The organism is Burkholderia sp. 10_S31, from assembly GCF_056930375.1.
Genome location: NZ_JBXOWK010000003.1, coordinates 1788527 through 1805417 on the forward strand (window position 1 = coordinate 1788527; position 16891 = coordinate 1805417).

The window sequence follows — 16891 nt, forward strand, 5'->3', positions numbered from 1 at the left end:
CCCTGACATGAGGAACGACGCCGCCGGCCGGCGGCGCCCTGCTTACATCGTGCGGCGGTCGAGCATCGCGCGGGCGATGGTGCCCGCGTCGACGTATTCGAGCTCGCCGCCCACCGGCACGCCGCGCGCGAGGCGCGTGACCGCGAGCCCCCGCGCCTTCAGCGTCTGGCCGAGGTAGTGCGCGGTGGCTTCGCCCTCGTTCGTGAAGTTGGTCGCGAGCACGACCTCCTTGACGATCCCGTCGGACGCGCGCCGCACGAGGCGGTCGAAATGGATTTCCTTCGGGCCGATCCCGTCGAGCGGGCTCAGCCGCCCCATCAGCACGAAATACAGCCCGCGATACGTCATCGTCTGCTCGAGCATGATCTGGTCGGCCGGCGTCTCGACGACGCACAGCAGCGTCGGATCACGCTCCTCGTCGCTGCACACCTCGCAGATCTGCGCTTCCGTGAACGTGTTGCACTTCTCGCAGTGCTGCAGGTGCTCGGTCGCGAACAGCAGCGACCGGCCGAGCCGCTCCGCGCCCTCCCGATCGTGCTGCATCAGGTGGTACGCCATGCGCTGCGCGGATTTCGGCCCGACGCCGGGCAATACGCGCAACGCTTCAACGAGCGCGGACAGGGCGGACGGCTGTTTCATACGGCGGCTGAAGGCTGAAGGCTGAACGGGCTGAACGGACGCTGTGCTCAGAACGGCAGCTTGAAGCCCGGGGGCAGCGGCAGGCCCGACGTCATGCCGCTCATCTTTTCCTGCGACGTCGCTTCGGCCTTGCGCACGGCATCGTTGAACGCGGCCGCGACCAGATCCTCGAGCATGTCCTTGTCGTCCGCGAGCAGGCTCGGGTCGATCGCCACGCGACGCACTTCGTTGCGGCAGGTCATCGTCACCTTGACGAGGCCCGCACCCGACTGCCCTTCGACTTCGATCTGCGCAAGCTGCTCCTGCATCTTCTTCATGTTTTCCTGCATTTGCTGCGCTTGCTTCATCAATCCGGCGAGGTTGCCTTTCAACATGGGAATACTCCTTCTTGATCGTGTGAAAACCGGCCCGCGGCGCGTGCCGGTCAATGTGTGCGGGCGTGATTGTGCCTGTCGCGGTGCAATGCGTTCAATGCAGCGTCGGCGGCGTGCCGTCCGGCGTCGAATCGGCGAGCGGCCGCACCGAGCCCTCGACGATGCGCGCGCCGAAGTCACGCACGAGTTGCTGGACGAACGGATCGCCATGGATGTCCTGCTCGGCCTCGCGCTGGCGTGCCGCGCGTGCGGCTGCATCGAGCGCCGCCGCGGTGCGCCGCGCGGGCCCCACCTCGACCGCGACCTCGACCGGCTTGCCGAGCGCGTCGGCAAGCGCGGCCTTCAGCTTCGCGACCTGGGCGGCGTCTGCATACTGCGGCACCGGCACGGACAGTTTCAACGTCGTCGCATCGACGGCCGTCAGTTCGCTGTTGAACGCGAGTTGATAGGCGACACCCTTCAGCGACAGCCGGGCGGCAAGCGCCGGCCATTCACCGTCGAAGCCGACGGGATCGAGCGCGATCGCGGGCGGCAGCGGACGCGTGTCGACCGGTGCGGACGGGCGAGCTTCCGCCGGCGTCGGCGCAATGCGCACGTCGTCGGGACCGCTGTCGAATACCGGGACGAAGCCGTCGTCGGCCGCGCCGCCGAACATCTCGTCGGCGCTGAGCGGCACGTATTCGTCCGGCGGGATGTCTTCCCACGGCGGCGGCGCCTGGCGCGCATCGGCAGCCTGCGGTGCGCGAGCCGCCGCACGCGGCGTCGGCACCTGCACGGCAGGACGCGACGACGCCGGTTTCTCGACGGCCGGCTGGGCTGCCGCCGGCTTCGGCGCGGCGCCCGCCCGCGAGCGGTCGGACGACACGCGCATGCCGGCATTGCGCAGCACGTCCAGTGCGGCAGCAGCGCCGCCGCGGGCCGACGGACGCGCGGCCGGCGCAGCACGCGGCGCCGGTTCGGCGGGCGCTGCAGGTTCGTCGATGCGGTTGGCGGCTGCAGGCGTTTCGGATTCGTCGCGGACGGCCGGCGGCACATCGCTCGCCGCTGCCGTCCGAGGTGCCGGATTCGCTTGCGGCTGTGCTGTGGCCGGCGCTTCGGCCAATGCCGCTGCCGGTGTCGAAGCGGGCTTCACGGCAGGCGAAGTCACTGCATCGTCAGACTGGGCCGGCGACGGGCGCGCCGCGGGCGCGACCGGAGCGGCAACTTGCGGGCGCGCTGCCTCCACGGCAGCAGCCGGTGCCGACGGTGACTTGGGCGCGGTCGCCGATGCAGCGGCGGCCGCCGCACGCGGCGCGGGTGCGGCACGCGGCATGGCCGGCTGGCCGCCCGGCACACTGCCGGTGCCGACGGCCGGCTCGAATGCGAGCATCCGCAGCAACGTCATCGTAAAACCGGCGTATTCGTCCGGCGCAAGGCCGAGCTCGGCACGTCCGACCGTCGCGATCTGATAGAACAGCTGAACCTGCTCGGGGCTCAGCGTCTGCGCGAAGCGACGCAGATCGGCCGCTTCCGGCCATTCGTCGAGCACCGAGCCCGGCGCGAACTGCGCCCATGCGATCCGGTGCAGCAGGCTCGCGAGATCCTGCAGCGCGGTGGAAAATGACAGGCTGCGCAGCGACATCTCGTCGGCGATCGCGAGGATCTCCGGGCCGTTGCCGGCCGCGAGCGCATCGAGCAGGCGCACCATGTAGGTCTGGTCGAGCGCGCCAAGCATGCCCGATACCGCCGATTCGGTCACTTCGTTCGCCGAATAGGCGATCGCCTGGTCGGTCAGCGACAGCGCATCGCGCATGCTGCCCTGTGCGGCGCGCGCGAGCAGACGCAGCGCCTGCTGCTCGAACGAGATCTGTTCTTCGCCGAGGATCCGTTCGAGATGCGACACGATGTGCCCGGCCGGCATCTGCTTCAGGTTGAACTGCAGGCAGCGCGACAGCACGGTGACGGGAATCTTCTGCGGATCGGTCGTCGCGAGAATGAACTTGACGTGCGGCGGCGGCTCCTCGAGCGTCTTCAGCATCGCGTTGAACGCGTGGTTCGTCAGCATGTGCACTTCGTCGATCATGTAGACCTTGAAGCGTGCATCGACGGGCGCGTAGACCGCGCGCTCGAGCAGCGCGGCCATCTCGTCGACGCCGCGGTTGCTCGCCGCATCCATCTCGACGTAGTCGACGAAGCGGCCTTCGTCGATCTCGCGGCACGAGCGGCACACGCCGCACGGCTGCGACGTGACGCCGGTTTCACAGTTGAGCGCCTTCGCGAAGATCCGCGACAGCGTCGTCTTGCCGACGCCGCGGGTTCCGGTAAACAGATAGGCGTGATGGAGACGCCCGCCGTCGAGCGCGTGCGTGAGCGCCCTGACGACGTGCTCCTGGCCGACGAGCGAAGCGAAATCCTTCGGACGCCACTTGCGTGCGAGAACTTGATAGGTCATCGAGAAATTGTATCAGTAACGCTGCATCGCGCCGACACGCGAAACGGTGCGGAAGACGGGCAAAGCGAGGGCAAAACGGAGAATGACGCAGAAATAAAAAACGCCCGGCGAACGGGGCGAGAAGAAAGGTGACGAGCCCAACCCTCGGCACTGGCGGAAAACGATTGTGGCTGCTTCGTTCCCGACCTGACCAGGTTCACCGCCCCACCATGCGAGGAGGCCCGTCACGGCATATTCTATCATCGCTTCCAGCCGAATGCGACCGTTTGTTCGCAACAATGCGAATGATCGAGCAAACCGGCGCGCGCGTGGGCGCATGGCGCCGGTTCAGGCACGCAGGAAGTTACCGCGCCTCTTGCATTTTGCGGGCCTGCCTCCACCTTCGGAGCGCAACGGTCGAACGGCGCGTCGTACCCCTACTCGCGTAGCGGCTACTATCGCCGCCCGCAGCAGATAGCAATTTAGGCTAATATGACGCCCGAACGACCCGCGAGCCGCGCCATGCAGCGCTTACGCCCTTCCTTCCGGAGAGCGGAGTGACCTGCCGCAGCGGCCGGCAGCCGACAGGCCGCCGGAGCGCCGCAACGCGCCAAGCAGGCAGTCCCCGAACCGTAAGAGGTATTGACCCAATGAGCGAACAGATCAAACACATCAGCGACGCATCGTTCGAACAGGACGTCGTCAAATCCGACAAGCCCGTGCTCGTCGACTTCTGGGCCGAATGGTGCGGCCCGTGCAAGATGATCGCCCCGATCCTCGACGAAGTCGCGAAGGACTACGGCGACAAGCTGCAGATCGCAAAGATCAACGTCGACGACAACCAGGCAACGCCTGCGAAGTTCGGCGTGCGCGGCATCCCGACGCTGATCCTGTTCAAGAACGGCGCAGCTGCCGCACAGAAGGTCGGCGCGCTGTCGAAGTCGCAGCTCACCGCATTCCTGGACAGCCACCTGTAATACCGGCCGTTCCGCGGACGTGTTGTCAACCGGCAACACGTCCGCCGTCAAGCCGCCGATCGGCCGCTCAGGCACGAATCGGCGTATGCTAGAATCAAAAAACGTCTACAAGACGCATTAAGTCTCAGAGCGCCTCCGCTCGCCCTCCTCCCTTATTTCTTTTCGTCGCTTCTCCTCCCTGGCGGGTTCTCCGTATGCATTTATCCGAGCTCAAGTCTCTGCACGTGTCCGAACTGATCGAAATGGCCAATGGCCTGGAGATCGAAAACGCGAACCGCCTGCGCAAGCAGGAGTTGATGTTCGCCATTCTCAAAAAGCGCGCCAAGACGGGAGAGACGATCTTCGGCGACGGTACGCTCGAAGTGCTGCCGGACGGTTTCGGCTTCCTGCGCTCGCCGGAAATGTCGTACCTCGCGAGCACCGACGACATCTATATCAGCCCGTCGCAGATCCGCCGCTTCAACCTGCACACCGGCGACACGATCGAAGGTGAAGTCCGCACGCCGAAGGACGGCGAGCGCTACTTTGCGCTGGTGAAGGTCGACAAAGTCAACGGGCAGCCGCCCGAGGCCTCGAAACACAAGATCATGTTCGAGAACCTCACGCCGCTGCACCCGAACAAGCCGCTGTCGCTCGAACGCGAAATGCGCGGCGAGGAGAACGTCACGGGCCGCATCATCGACATGATCGCGCCGATCGGCAAGGGCCAGCGCGGCCTGCTCGTCGCGTCGCCGAAGTCGGGCAAGACCGTGATGCTCCAGCACATCGCACATGCGATCAAGCAGAACCACCCGGACGTCATCCTGTTCGTGCTGCTGATCGACGAGCGCCCTGAAGAAGTGACCGAAATGCAGCGTTCGGTCGCCGGCGAAGTGATCGCATCGACGTTCGACGAACCGGCCACGCGTCACGTGCAGGTCGCCGAAATGGTGATCGAGAAGGCCAAGCGCCTCGTCGAAATGAAGCACGACGTCGTGATTCTGCTCGACTCGATCACGCGTCTCGCACGCGCGTACAACACCGTGATCCCGGCATCGGGCAAGGTGCTGACGGGCGGTGTCGACGCAAACGCACTGCAGCGTCCGAAGCGCTTCTTCGGTGCGGCGCGCAACATCGAGGAAGGCGGCTCGCTGACGATCATCGGCACCGCGCTGATCGAAACCGGCAGCCGCATGGACGACGTGATCTACGAAGAATTCAAGGGCACCGGCAACATGGAAGTGCACCTCGAGCGCCGTCTCGCGGAAAAGCGCGTCTATCCGTCGATCAACCTGAACAAGTCGGGCACGCGTCGCGAAGAAATGCTGATCAAGCCCGAGATCCTGCAAAAGATCTGGGTGCTGCGCAAGTTCATCCACGACATGGACGAAGTCGAGGCCATGGAATTCCTGCTCGACAAGATCCGCCAGACGAAGAGCAACTCCGAGTTCTTCGACCTGATGCGTCGCGGCGGCTGATCGCCCTCGCCCCGCCACGAACGGCCGCCCGCGCGTTTCGCCCGGCGGCCGTTTTTCCGGCCCAACCTGTACGTAAACGTACAGGTTGATCTATAATCGCGTCACCATTCCGACCGAAGCCGCGCCATCCCGATGCCGAACGACGCCTCCCCTTCGCTGCTGACCGTGAGCGATGCCGCATCGCGGCTCGGCGTCACGCCGCGCACGCTGAAGTATTACGAAGAGCGCGGGCTCGTCACGCCGTCGCGCAGCGGCGGCCGCTATCGCCTTTACGACGAAGCCGATCTCGAACGCTTCGCCCGCATCTTGCGGCTGCGCGCGCTCGGCTTTTCGCTGCACGGCATCACCGAGATGCTCAAGCGCCCGCTCGAAGAAACGGGCGACGGCCGGCGCCGCTATTCGGACGCATCATTACGCGACATCCGCACGGGGCTGGCCGAGCAGATCGACACGCTCGACCAGCGGATCGCGGCCGTCCAGCGCGAACTGAAGGAAGCCGTTGCGCTGCGCAAGGAACTGCAGCACGACATCGACTACATCGAGCGGCGGCTCGCCGGTGAAAACCCCGACGCGCTGATCGCGCAGCGGCAGGCCGAAGCCGGCACACGACGCGCGCGCAAGGATCGGGAATGAACGTCGCGCCCGGTCGCTCGCCGCTGTGGAGTCGCGCGAACCTGCGCGCAGACCTGTTCCCGTGGGCGCTCGCGCTCGTCACCGGCATCGACTATTTCGACAACGCGACCTTCTCGTTCTTCGCAAGCTACATCGCGGGCGGTATCAACGCGTCACCCGACGAACTCGTGTGGTCGTCGAGCGCGTATGCGGTCACGGCCGTGCTCGGCATCCTGCAGCAGCAATGGTGGGTCGACCGGCTCGGACATCGCCGCTACGTCGCCGGCTGCATGCTGATGTTCTCGTTCGGCGCGATCGCGGCCGCACTCGCCGACACGTCGCTCGAACTCGCGTTCGCGCGCGGCTTCCAGGGCTACTTCATCGGCCCGATGATGGGTGCGTGCCGGATCCTGATCCAGATCAGCTTCAAACCGCAGGAGCGGCCGCCGGCCACGCGCGCGTTCCTGGGCATGATCCTGCTCGGCAGCGCGCTTGCGCCGATCGTCGGCGGGCTGCTGGTCGCGCATTCGACGTGGCGCGCGCTGTTCGCATGCACGGCACCCGCGGGCATCGCGTTCTCGATCCTCGCGCTCCTCACGTTGCCCGATTCGGGCAGGACGCGCGACGACGAACGCGGCTCCGGGCATTTCTGGCCGTACGTCGTGTTCGCGCTCGCGCAAGGTGCGCTGCAGATCGTGCTGCAGCAGGTGCACTACCAACTCTACAGCGGCTCGCCGATGCTGATCATGCTGACGTTCGCCGGTCTCGGCGCGCTCGCGTGGTTCGCCTATCACCAGTGGAACCATCCGACGCCGCTCGTGCGGCTGCATGCGCTTCGCGAGCGCACGTTCCAGGTCGGGCTGCTGCTGTACATGTTCTATTACTACGAGTCGACCGGCTTCAGCTACCTGACCTCCCGCCTGCTCGAAGGCGGGCTCGGCTATCCGGTCGAGAACGCCGGGCGCCTGGTCGGCACGATGTCGCTGATCTCGGCGACGGCGCTGTTCGCCTACCTGTGCTATGCGAAGCACGTCACGCACAAGAAATGGTTCGTGGTGCCGGGTTTCGCGATCGCGATCGTCGCCGCGCTGTGGATGACGCGGATGACGCCGCAGGTCGGCGAGGCCGCACTGATCGTCCCGCTGCTGCTGCGCGGGTTGCTGTTGCTGTTCATCGTGCTGCCGGTCGCGAACCTGACGTTCCGCATCTTCGCGATCGACGAATACACGCACGGCTACCGGCTGAAGAACATCGTGCGGCAACTGACGATCTCGTTCGCGACGTCGTCGGTGATCATCGTCGAGCAGCACCGGCTGGCCGTGCATCAGACGCGGCTCGTCGAGCGCGCGAGCGTGTTCGATCCGCTGTTCCAGCAGACCGTCGACGCCCTCGCACGCAGCTATGCGGCCGCCGGCCATGCACTGAACGAGGCGCACGCCCTCGCGATCGCGTCGATCGCGAGGATGGTCGCGCAACAGGCGTCGTTCCTCGCGTCGCTCGACGGTTTCTATTTCCTCGCGGGCGTCGCGCTGGTCGGCGGCCTCTTCGCGGCATGGCAAAAAGAGATCGATTGAGTTAAAAGTCAGGCTTTGGATTTTCCCGCGCTGCCTCCATGCTCTCGAAACTGACCCGCTGGTTCGACGACCGTCGACGCGACCGCGCGCTGCGCAGCCATTCGATTCCCGATGCGCTGTGGCAGGACACCGTCGCGCGCCTGCCGTTTCTCGACGCGCTGCCGCCCGGCGACCTGGGCCGGCTGCGCGAGCTGACGAGCCTGTTCATCGCGAAGAAGTCGTTTTCGACCGCACACGGGCTCGAGCTGACCGACGAGATGATCGTCGCGATCGCCGCGCAGGCGTGCCTGCCCGTGCTGAATCTCGATTTGTCGCTGTATGACGGCTGGGTCGGCGTCGTCGTGTATCCGGGCGAATTCGTGATCCGCAAGACCGTGCAGGACGAGGACGGCGTCGTCCATGAAGTCGAGCAGGACGCGAGCGGCGAAGCGTGGGAAGGCGGCCCGGTGATCCTGTCGTGGGAAGACGCACAAATGACGGACGGCCGCGACGCGTACAACGTCGTGATCCACGAGTTCGCGCACAAGATCGACATGGTCAACGGCGAAGCCGACGGGTATCCGCCCCTCTTTCGCCGCTGGCACGCGCCGCACCTCGACGCGCAGGCGTGGGCCGACGTGTTCGAGCATGCGTACGACCAGTTCTGCGCACGGGTCGACGCGGTGCCGGATCGCGCGTGGACACGCTTCGAACGGGAATCGCTGATCGATCCCTATGCAGCCGATCACCCGTCGGAGTTCTTCGCCGTGTGCAGCGAGGCGCTGTTCGTGCGGCCGCGCGCGTTCGAGTCCGAATTTCCGGAGCTCTACCGGCTGCTCGCCCGCTACTACCGACAGGATCCGGCCCGGACGGGCGCCCTCGACGCGCGCTGAAAATAATTCGTCAACCGTCTGATTTTCTGGCATAATTGCCGCTTTTCGACCTTAGGCAAGTGGCTCGCGCCGGGCTTGACGTCGGCTGAATCGCGCAAATTCGTGCGATCCGGCACGGCAAGCGGCGGGTTGGCTACCGCTCTCACCAAGGAACATCATGAAACCTGGCATTCACCCGGACTACCGCGAAGTCGTCTTCCAAGACATGTCGAACGGCTTCAAGTTCATCACGCGCTCGACGATCCAGACGCGTGAAACCATCGAACACGAAGGCAAGACCTACCCGCTCGCCAAGATCGAAGTGTCGTCGGAATCGCACTCGTTCTACACGGGTCAGCAAAAGATCATGGACACGGCAGGCCGTGTCGAGAAGTTCAAGAACAAGTTCGGCGCACGCGCCAACGGCAAGGCTACTGCAAAGTAAGCTTTGTACCGATCCGGTGGTTGCAACGCACCGGTACCGCACGAAAGGGCAGCCCAGGCTGCCCTTTTTTGTCTCCGCTCGCCGGGAAACTGCCAACCGCCGGCCGGCGCCCGGGCAATCGTCTGACGCGCAACGGCCGGCGCGTCTACAATGCCGGATGCTCGAATCCGGCTCGTCCGCGCACGACCGCGCCGGCCGCCCGCTCATAACAAATCGCTCATCTGCATGAAGCCTGTCGTTCGTCTCACCGCCTCCGCCACGCGCGCGCTGCCGCGCTGGCTGCTGCTCACGCTCTGCCTCGTCTACGCGGCGTTCGGCCTGTTCGGCCGCGACCCGTGGAAGAACGAGGATGCGGCGGGCTTCGGCGTGATGTGGACGATGGCCACCGGCGGCTGGCATGACTGGCTGCTGCCGAATCTCGTCGGCAAGTTCATCACGACCGACGGGCCGCTCGGCTACTGGCTCGGCGCACTGTCGATCCGCGCACTGGCGCCGTGGGTCGACGCGAGCAACGCGTCGCGCGTCGACACGGGCGTGCTGTTCTGCGTCGCGTGCGCGTTCGTCTGGTACGCCGCCTACCTGCTCGGCCGGCGCGCCGAGGTTCAGCCGTTCAAGTACGCGTTCGGTGGCGAACCGGAACCGCGTGACTACGGCCGCACGCTCGCCGACGGTGCGCTGCTGATCCTCGTCGCGTGCTTCGGGCTCGCGGAGCGCGGCCACGAAACGACACCGCAACTCGCGCAGTTCGCGTGGATCGCGATGCTCGTGTACGGCATCGTGCGCGGCATCGACAAACCGATGCAAGGGGCGCTGTGGTGGGGCGTCGCGATCGGCCTCGTCGGCCTGTCCGGCAACCCGGTGCTCGTCGTCGCGCTGCTCGCCGGCACGGCTGTGCTGTGGCTCGTCACGCCGGAGATGCGCAACCTGCGCCTGCCGCTGATCGGCGTGCCGCTCGGAGCCGCGATCTTCGCGCTGTGGCCGCTCGCCGCCCTCAACGCGGCGCCCGACGACGCCGCGTGGTTCTTCAACCAGTGGATCCACGGCAGCCTGATGCGCTTCTCGGGCCCGCCGACCGCGGTGCTCGGCTATGCGGCGAAGAACCTGCCGCTCTTCACGTGGCCCGCATGGCCGCTCGCAATCTGGGCCTGGTGGAGCTGGGCCGGCATGCGCCGCCGCGCGCACGTCGCGATTCCGCTGTCGGTCGTGGTGCCGCTCATCGCACTCGTGATCCTGCAGAGCCAGCAGTCGAACCGCATGTACATGCTGCTGCTGCCGCCGCTCGCGGTGCTCGCCACCTTCGCGCTGCCGACTCTCAAGCGCGGCGCGATCAATGCGTTCGACTGGTTCGCGGTGCTGAGCTTCACGATCCTCGGCACCTTCGTGTGGCTCGTGTGGCTCGCGTCGCTCACCGGCTTCCCGCATCCGCTCGCGCGCAACCTCGCGCGCCTCGTGCCGGGCTACGAGCCGCACTTCAAGATCCTGTCGTTCATCTGCGCGGTGATCGTCACCGTGTGCTGGTGCCTGCTCGCGCGCTGGCGCATCTCACGCCAGCCGAAGGTGCTGTGGCGCAGCGTCGTGCTGTCGGGTGCGGGCACCACACTGATGTGGGTGCTGCTGATGACGCTGTGGCTGCCGATCGTCAACTACGGCCGCACCTACAGCGACGTCGCGCAACAGATCGCGTCCCATTTGCCGAAAGACTATGAGTGCATCTCGCCTGTCCGGCTCGGCGATGCGCAGATCGCGACCTTCGCGTACTTCGGCGACATGCACTTCGAATTCTCCGGCGACTGCGACGTGATCCTGCGCCAGGACCGCGCAGACTTCGGCGAGCCCAGCGCGATGTCGCAATACGTGTGGCGTCTCGTGTGGGAAGGCCGCCGCGTCGCCGACCGGGACGAGCGCTTCCGCCTGTACGAGCGTATCGAGCGGCCGACGACGCCCGTCAAGCGCCGCGGCCCGCGTCACCGGACGGTCGATTGACGATGTTCGCCGACATCCGTCGGATCGTCGGTCTCGCATGGCCGGTGCTCGTCGGCCAGCTCGCGATCATCGCGTTCGGCGTGATCGACACGGCGATGGTCGGCCGCTACTCGGCCATCGACCTGGCCGCGCTCGGGCTCGGTTCGTCGATCTATGTGTCGGTCTATATCGGGATGACGGGCATCCTGTCCGCGCTGCAGCCGATCACCGGACAGCTGTACGGCGCGCGGCGCTATGCGGAGATCGGCGAGGAAGTCCGCCAGGCGCTGTGGCTCGCGCTGATGCTCGCGGTGCCCGGCTTCCTGCTGCTGCATTTTCCCGAACCGCTGCTGCACATCGCCCATGCACCGCCCGCGCTGCACGACCGCACCGTCGATTACCTGCGCATCCTGTCGTACGGCCTGCCGGCGAGCCTCGTGTTCCGGATCTACAACGCGCTGACCAATGCGGCCGGCAAGCCGCGCCTCGCGATGATCCTGCAGGTCGGCGCGCTGCTGCTGAAGTTTCCGCTCAACGTGTTGTTCATCTTCGGCGGGTTCGGCGTGCCGGCCCTCGGCGGCCCCGGTTGCGGGCTCGCGAGCACACTGATCAACTGGGCGCTCGCGCTGATCGGCTTCACGCTGCTCGCGAAGCTCGACGTGTTCGCACCGCTCACGATCTTCGCCCGCTTTTGCTGGCCCGTATGGGCGCGCCAGAAGGCGATCCTGAAGCTCGGCGTGCCGATGGGCCTGTCGTACCTGATCGAGGTCACGTCGTACACGTGCATGGCGCTTTTCATCGCGCAGTTCGGCACGACGACGCTCGCCGGCCACCAGATTGCCGGCAACATCGGCGCGGTGCTGTACATGACGCCGCTGTCGATCGGCGTCGCAGCCTCGACGCTCGTCGCGCGCGCACTCGGTGCCGGCCGCCCGGACGAGGCGCGCCTGCTCGGCCGGCACAGCGTGATGCTCGCGTGCGGGATCGCGGCCGCTTACGGCGTGCTCGTGTTTACGCTGCGGCCGCTGATCGTCAGCGGCTACACGCCAAACCCGGCCGTCGCCGCCGCCGCGCTGCCGCTGGTCGCGATCGTCACCTGCTACCACTTCTTCGATGCGCTGCAGATCACGTCCGCATTCGTGCTGCGCGCGTACAAGGTCGCGGTCGTGCCGACCGTGATCTATGCGGTCGCGCTGTGGGGCGTCGGGCTCGGCGGCGGCTACGTGCTCGGCTTCGACGTCGGCGGCATCGCGCCGGCATGGCTGACCGGCGCGCGCGGCTTCTGGTTCGCGAACACGGTCAGCCTGATGCTCGCGGGCGCGGGCCTCGCGCTCTACCTGCGACACGTCAGCCGCGCGCAGCTGTCCGTTAGCGCAGACACTCGGCCCGCGGTTTAAGCATCCTCCAGCACGTCGGCCGCGTGATAAGACGATCTCACGAGCGGGCCGGCAACGACTTCCCTGAAACCGAGCGCGAGCCCCTCGTCGCGCCACGCGGCGAACGCCTCGGGGCTCACGTAGCGCCGCACCGGCAGATGGTGCGCGGACGGCGCGAGATACTGCCCGAGTGTCAATACGTCGACCTCGTGCGCACGCAGGTCGCGCAGCGTGTCCCGCACCTCGTCGTCGCGCTCGCCGAGCCCGAGCATCAATCCCGATTTCGTCACGAGCGTCGGCCGCGCGGCCTTCGCCTGCGCGAGCAGTTCGAGCGAACCGCGATAGTCGGCGCCGGGCCGCGCCGCCCGATACAGCGACGGCACGGTTTCGATATTGTGATTGAACACGTCCGGCCACGCCGACGACAACGCATCGAGCGCACGTGGAACGCGGCCGCGGAAATCGGGCGTCAGCACCTCGACGCCGATGCCCGGCACGCTCGCGCGCACCGCCGCGATGCAGGCGGCGAAATGCGCGGCCCCACCGTCGCGCAGGTCGTCGCGATCGACCGACGTGATCACGACGTAGCGCAGCCCGAGCGCCGCGACCGCGGCGGCGAGCCGCGCGGGCTCGTCGGGATCGAGCGGATCAGGGCGGCCGTGTGCGACGTCGCAGAACGGGCAGCGCCGCGTGCACAGCCCGCCCATGATCATGAAGGTCGCGGTGCGCTGCGCGAAGCATTCGCCGATGTTCGGGCACATCGCCTCCTCGCAGACGGAATGCAGCCGGTGATCGCGCAGCACGGCCGCCATGTCGGCGACCGCCCCGCCCATCATCGGCCGCGCCCGCAGCCACGGCGGCTTCGGCAGCGCCGCGCCGACCGCGGGCTCGACGCGCACCGGAATGCGCGCGAGCTTGTCGCGGCTCCTCGCGCCCGGCTGGCCGAGCGCGGTAAGGCTGGGGCGTTCGAGCGCGGCGGCCATCGTCAGTCTCCGAGAAACGCGACGATCAGGCGGTTCACGTCGGCAGCCGCCTCCATCTGCACCATGTGACTGCTGCCGGCGATTACCTCGGCCCGCACGCCATCCGGCAAGCCCTGCGCATGCTGCGCGGGAATCACCTGGTCACGCTCGCCCCAGATCACGAGCGTGCGCGGCGCGAGCGACCCGACGCGATCGCGGAACACGCGCCGCTGGGTCGCGCCGTCGAACGCGGCGTTCGCGATCTTCTCCAGCGCGACCTGCACGCCTTCGAGCCGCTTGTACTTGACAAGATCCTCAACCAGTTGGCGCGTGACGAGCGCGCCGTCCGCGAACAGCGCGCCGAGGTGCGGCTTCAGCGTATTGCGGCTGTTGCCGGCGACGAAGCCGTCGATATAGCTGCGGTTGATGTCGGTGCCGAGCCCGGCGCTCGCGATCAGCGTCAGCGACGCCACACGTTCCGGCGCTCGCTCGGCCGCCGCCATCGCGACCGCGCCGCCCATCGAATGGCCGATCAGGTGCGCGCGGTCGATGTGTTGCGCATCGAGCAGCGCGAGCACCGCATCGGCCAGTTCGTCGAGGCTGCCGGTGTCGACCGCCTTGCCCGACTCGCCGTGCCCGGGCAAATCGAGCGCCCACACGGGCCGGTGCGCGGCGAGTTCCGCATGGTTGAACAGCCAGTTGTTCAGGTCGCCGCCGAAGCCGTGGATCAGCACGGCGGGCGTGCCCGAACCATCGCCCAATTTCAGGAACCGGACCGTGCGTCCGCCGATCTGCGCTTTCTCGGGCTGCGGGCCCGCCGCGTCGTCGGCGGCCTCGCTCGGTGTGAAATCGCGCTGGAAATCGGCGATCGCCGCATCGATGTCGGCATCACTTGCGTCGGCCGCCGCCACCACGCCGAGCAGCGCACCGACCGGCAGCGTCTCGCCCTCCTGCGCGACCTGCCGGCGCAGCGTGCCGTCGAATGCGCACTCGACGCCCGACGAAATCTTGTCGGTCTCGACGTCGAGCACTTCGTCGCCCTTCGTCACGCGCTCGCCAATCGCCTTCAGCCAGCCGTTGACCTGCCCCTGCTCCATCGACAGCCCCCACTTGGGCATCGTGATCATGTGAATCGACATCGTGTCAGCTCCTCGTCTTCAGTACCGCCTGCGCGATTGCGTCGGCGGACGGGATGTACAGGTCTTCCAGCACGCCGGCGAACGGCGTGGGCGTATGCGGTGCGGTCACCAGCTCGATCGGCGCCTTGAGCGACCGGAACGCGCGCTGCGCGACGAGCGCGGCGATGTCGGTCGCGATCGAGCAGCGCGGGTTCGCCTCGTCGACGACCACCACACGCCCGGTGCGCTCCGCGCTTTCGAGGATCGTTTCCTCGTCGAGTGGCGACGTCGTGCGCAGGTCGATCACGTCGACCTGGATGCCGTCCTTCGCGAGCTTCGCGGCCGCGTCGGTCGCGAGATGCACCATCCGCCCGTACGTGACGATCGTCGCGTCGTCGCCGTCGCGCACGACATTCGCCTCGCCGAACGGAATCGCATAGGATTCCTCAGGCACGTCGCCTTCGCGCGTGTAGAGCAGCTTGTGTTCGAGGAAGATCACGGGATCGTTGTCGCGGATCGACTGGATCAGCAGCCCCTTCGCGTCGTAAGGCGTCGACGGGCATACAACCTTCAGCCCCGGGATATGCGTAAACAGCGACGTGAGCATCTGCGAATGCTGCGCGGCCGCGCGCAGGCCGGCGCCGTACATCGCGCGGATCACGACCGGCGTCACGGCCTTGCCGCCGAACATGTAGCGGAACTTCGCCGCCTGGTTGAAGATCTGGTCGAAGCACACGCCCATGAAATCGATGAACATCAGCTCCGCGACGGGCCGCATTCCGCACGCGGCCGCGCCGACCGCCGCGCCGATGTAGCCGCCTTCCGACAGCGGCGTGTCGAGCACGCGGCCCGGAAACTTGTGGAACAGCCCCTTCGTCACGCCGAGCACGCCGCCCCATGCGTCGTCCTCGCCCGGCGCGCCCGCGCCGCCTGCATTGTCCTCGCCCATCACGATCACGCTGTCGTCGCGCGCCATTTCCTGCGCGAGCGCCTCGTTGATCGCCTGCGAATAAGTGATCTTCCTTGCCATGTCTGTCTCCTGGGATATTCGGTTCGCCGTGCCGGCTGCCGGTTGCTGGGTCAGGCCGCGTTCACGGGTACGACACGTACACGTCGGTCAGCAGGTCGGTTGCGTCGGGCAGCGGCGCGGCTTTCGCCTGCGCGACCGCGTCGTCGATCAGCGCCTTCACCTGCGCATCGACCGCGCGCAGGTCGTCGGTCGTCAGCGCTTCGGCACGCACGACGCGCGTTTCGAAATGCTTCAGGCAGTCCTTCTCGTCGCGCAGCTTCTGCACTTCGCCCGGCGCGCGGTAGGTCTGCGCATCGCCTTCGAAGTGTCCGAAGTAGCGCGTGAACTTCACCTCGACGAGCGTCGGGCCGCCGCCGTTGCGCGCGCGTGCAACCGCTTCGCCGAGCGCCTCGTGCACCGCGAAGAAGTCGAAACCGTCGACGATCACACCCGGCATTCCGAAGCCGTTCGCACGATCGGCGATGTTGTCGGTCGCGACCGACCAGCTCGACGACGTCGCTTCCGCATAGCCGTTGTTTTCGGCCACGAAGATCGCCGGCAGCCGCCACACCGACGCGAGGTTCATCGATTCGAAGATCACGCCCTGGTTCGACGCGCCGTCGCCGAAGAAGCACACGCCGACGCCGCCCGTCTTCTTGTGCTTCGCCGCCAGCGCGGCACCGCACACGAGCGGGCCGCCCGCGCCGACGATCCCGTTCGCGCCGAGCATCCCCATCGACAGGTCGGCGATGTGCATCGAGCCGCCCTTGCCGTGACAGACGCCGGTCTTCTTGCCGTAGATCTCGGCCATCATCCCGTGCACGTCGACGCCTTTCGCGATGCAGTGGCCGTGCCCGCGGTGCGTGGTCGCGACGTAGTCCTCAAGACCGAGGTGCAGCATCGTGCCGACTGCAGATGCCTCCTCGCCCGCATACAAATGGACGAAACCGGGGATTTCGCCGGTCGCGAACTCGACGTGCAGGCGCTCCTCGAATTCGCGGATCGTGCGCATCAGCCGGTAGGCGTCCAGCAGCTTGTCCCTGCTGAGCTGTGTCGAAACGGTCATGTGTGTCTCCTGGTAGGTCTGACTGCGAATGCCGCCGCGGCAACGCCCCGGCGACGGAT

At 66.9% G+C, this 16891-nt stretch carries 15 protein-coding genes and 1 other RNA gene; 8 read left to right on the forward strand and 8 right to left on the reverse strand.

The features are described 5' to 3' along the window. Positions 1–42: 42 nt before the first annotated feature. The 4 genes from recR to ffs all read right to left on the reverse strand — a co-directional run bounded on the left by recR (position 43) and on the right by ffs (position 3670). Positions 43–639, reverse strand: coding sequence for a recombination mediator RecR (gene recR, locus AC1Z3W_RS28465; protein ID WP_014896897.1), 597 nt, complete (start codon positions 637–639; stop codon positions 43–45). Between the two features lie 47 nt (positions 640–686). Next, entirely contained in the window at positions 687–1013 is a 327-nt protein-coding gene (locus tag AC1Z3W_RS28470) for a YbaB/EbfC family nucleoid-associated protein (protein ID WP_006755698.1), read from the reverse strand. A gap of 94 nt (positions 1014–1107) precedes the next feature. Then, the gene (locus AC1Z3W_RS28475; RefSeq protein ID WP_483508991.1) at positions 1108–3444 is read right to left on the reverse strand and encodes a DNA polymerase III subunit gamma/tau; all 2337 of its coding nucleotides are present in this window, start codon (positions 3442–3444) and stop codon (positions 1108–1110) included. A gap of 127 nt (positions 3445–3571) precedes the next feature. Next, positions 3572–3670, reverse strand: an RNA gene (ffs, locus tag AC1Z3W_RS28480) — signal recognition particle sRNA small type. Positions 3671–4073: 403 nt separating this feature from the next. On the opposite strand from ffs, the gene trxA reads away from it, so the two are divergent. From trxA to AC1Z3W_RS28520, 8 genes are all read left to right on the forward strand, one after another. Next, on the forward strand, positions 4074–4400 hold the full coding sequence (gene trxA / locus AC1Z3W_RS28485; RefSeq protein ID WP_006402348.1) for a thioredoxin TrxA: 327 nt from the start codon (positions 4074–4076) through the stop codon (positions 4398–4400). 194 nt (positions 4401–4594) lie between these two features. Further along, positions 4595–5857: a transcription termination factor Rho gene (rho, locus tag AC1Z3W_RS28490; RefSeq protein ID WP_006478662.1), complete on the forward strand. Its 1263-nt coding sequence runs from the start codon at positions 4595–4597 to the stop codon at positions 5855–5857. A 132-nt stretch (positions 5858–5989) separates the two neighbouring features. Next, complete coding sequence (locus AC1Z3W_RS28495) at positions 5990–6490, forward strand: MerR family transcriptional regulator (RefSeq protein WP_057925261.1); 501 nt, start codon at positions 5990–5992, stop codon at positions 6488–6490. Continuing rightward, positions 6487–8043 carry an MFS transporter gene (locus AC1Z3W_RS28500; RefSeq protein ID WP_483508992.1) on the forward strand — a complete coding sequence of 519 codons (1557 nt, stop codon included), beginning with the start codon at positions 6487–6489 and terminating at the stop codon, positions 8041–8043. Before AC1Z3W_RS28495 ends, AC1Z3W_RS28500 begins: the two co-directional genes overlap by 4 nt. A 38-nt stretch (positions 8044–8081) precedes the next feature. Continuing rightward, complete coding sequence (locus AC1Z3W_RS28505) at positions 8082–8915, forward strand: M90 family metallopeptidase (RefSeq protein WP_483508994.1); 834 nt, start codon at positions 8082–8084, stop codon at positions 8913–8915. A gap of 157 nt (positions 8916–9072) precedes the next feature. After that, positions 9073–9339, forward strand: coding sequence for a type B 50S ribosomal protein L31 (locus tag AC1Z3W_RS28510; RefSeq protein ID WP_057925264.1), 267 nt, complete (start codon positions 9073–9075; stop codon positions 9337–9339). Between the two features lie 150 nt (positions 9340–9489). Next, entirely contained in the window at positions 9490–11322 is a 1833-nt protein-coding gene (locus AC1Z3W_RS28515) for an ArnT family glycosyltransferase (RefSeq protein ID WP_124833200.1), read from the forward strand. Between the two features lie 2 nt (positions 11323–11324). Beyond that, complete coding sequence (locus AC1Z3W_RS28520) at positions 11325–12698, forward strand: MATE family efflux transporter (RefSeq protein WP_057925266.1); 1374 nt, start codon at positions 11325–11327, stop codon at positions 12696–12698. Here the strand turns inward: AC1Z3W_RS28520 and lipA are convergent. The 4 genes from lipA to AC1Z3W_RS28540 all read right to left on the reverse strand — a co-directional run bounded on the left by lipA (position 12695) and on the right by AC1Z3W_RS28540 (position 16832). After that, the gene (gene lipA / locus AC1Z3W_RS28525) at positions 12695–13660 is read right to left on the reverse strand and encodes a lipoyl synthase (RefSeq protein WP_124833199.1); all 966 of its coding nucleotides are present in this window, start codon (positions 13658–13660) and stop codon (positions 12695–12697) included. The genes AC1Z3W_RS28520 and lipA overlap by 4 nt on opposite strands. Positions 13661–13662: 2 nt before the next feature. After that, on the reverse strand, positions 13663–14778 hold the full coding sequence (locus AC1Z3W_RS28530) for an acetoin dehydrogenase dihydrolipoyllysine-residue acetyltransferase subunit (RefSeq protein WP_483508995.1): 1116 nt from the start codon (positions 14776–14778) through the stop codon (positions 13663–13665). Positions 14779–14782: 4 nt separating this feature from the next. Then, on the reverse strand, positions 14783–15787 hold the full coding sequence (locus tag AC1Z3W_RS28535; protein ID WP_175824913.1) for an alpha-ketoacid dehydrogenase subunit beta: 1005 nt from the start codon (positions 15785–15787) through the stop codon (positions 14783–14785). A 61-nt stretch (positions 15788–15848) separates the two neighbouring features. Continuing rightward, positions 15849–16832: a thiamine pyrophosphate-dependent dehydrogenase E1 component subunit alpha gene (locus AC1Z3W_RS28540; RefSeq protein WP_057925270.1), complete on the reverse strand. Its 984-nt coding sequence runs from the start codon at positions 16830–16832 to the stop codon at positions 15849–15851. Between the last annotated feature and the right edge of the window lie 59 nt (positions 16833–16891).

Coding starts and splice junctions, on each gene's coding strand:
- AC1Z3W_RS28530 (WP_483508995.1), bottom strand. CDS start 14,778: ATGTCGATTCACATGATCACGATGCCCAAGTGGGGGCTGTCGATGGAG.
- AC1Z3W_RS28495 (WP_057925261.1), top strand. CDS start 5,990: ATGCCGAACGACGCCTCCCCTTCGCTGCTGACCGTGAGCGATGCCGCA.
- AC1Z3W_RS28475 (WP_483508991.1), bottom strand. CDS start 3,444: ATGACCTATCAAGTTCTCGCACGCAAGTGGCGTCCGAAGGATTTCGCT.
- AC1Z3W_RS28505 (WP_483508994.1), top strand. CDS start 8,082: ATGCTCTCGAAACTGACCCGCTGGTTCGACGACCGTCGACGCGACCGC.
- AC1Z3W_RS28470 (WP_006755698.1), bottom strand. CDS start 1,013: ATGTTGAAAGGCAACCTCGCCGGATTGATGAAGCAAGCGCAGCAAATG.
- recR (WP_014896897.1), bottom strand. CDS start 639: ATGAAACAGCCGTCCGCCCTGTCCGCGCTCGTTGAAGCGTTGCGCGTA.
- lipA (WP_124833199.1), bottom strand. CDS start 13,660: ATGGCCGCCGCGCTCGAACGCCCCAGCCTTACCGCGCTCGGCCAGCCG.
- rho (WP_006478662.1), top strand. CDS start 4,595: ATGCATTTATCCGAGCTCAAGTCTCTGCACGTGTCCGAACTGATCGAA.
- AC1Z3W_RS28500 (WP_483508992.1), top strand. CDS start 6,487: ATGAACGTCGCGCCCGGTCGCTCGCCGCTGTGGAGTCGCGCGAACCTG.
- AC1Z3W_RS28535 (WP_175824913.1), bottom strand. CDS start 15,787: ATGGCAAGGAAGATCACTTATTCGCAGGCGATCAACGAGGCGCTCGCG.
- AC1Z3W_RS28510 (WP_057925264.1), top strand. CDS start 9,073: ATGAAACCTGGCATTCACCCGGACTACCGCGAAGTCGTCTTCCAAGAC.
- AC1Z3W_RS28515 (WP_124833200.1), top strand. CDS start 9,490: ATGCCGGATGCTCGAATCCGGCTCGTCCGCGCACGACCGCGCCGGCCG.
- AC1Z3W_RS28540 (WP_057925270.1), bottom strand. CDS start 16,832: ATGACCGTTTCGACACAGCTCAGCAGGGACAAGCTGCTGGACGCCTAC.
- trxA (WP_006402348.1), top strand. CDS start 4,074: ATGAGCGAACAGATCAAACACATCAGCGACGCATCGTTCGAACAGGAC.
- AC1Z3W_RS28520 (WP_057925266.1), top strand. CDS start 11,325: ATGTTCGCCGACATCCGTCGGATCGTCGGTCTCGCATGGCCGGTGCTC.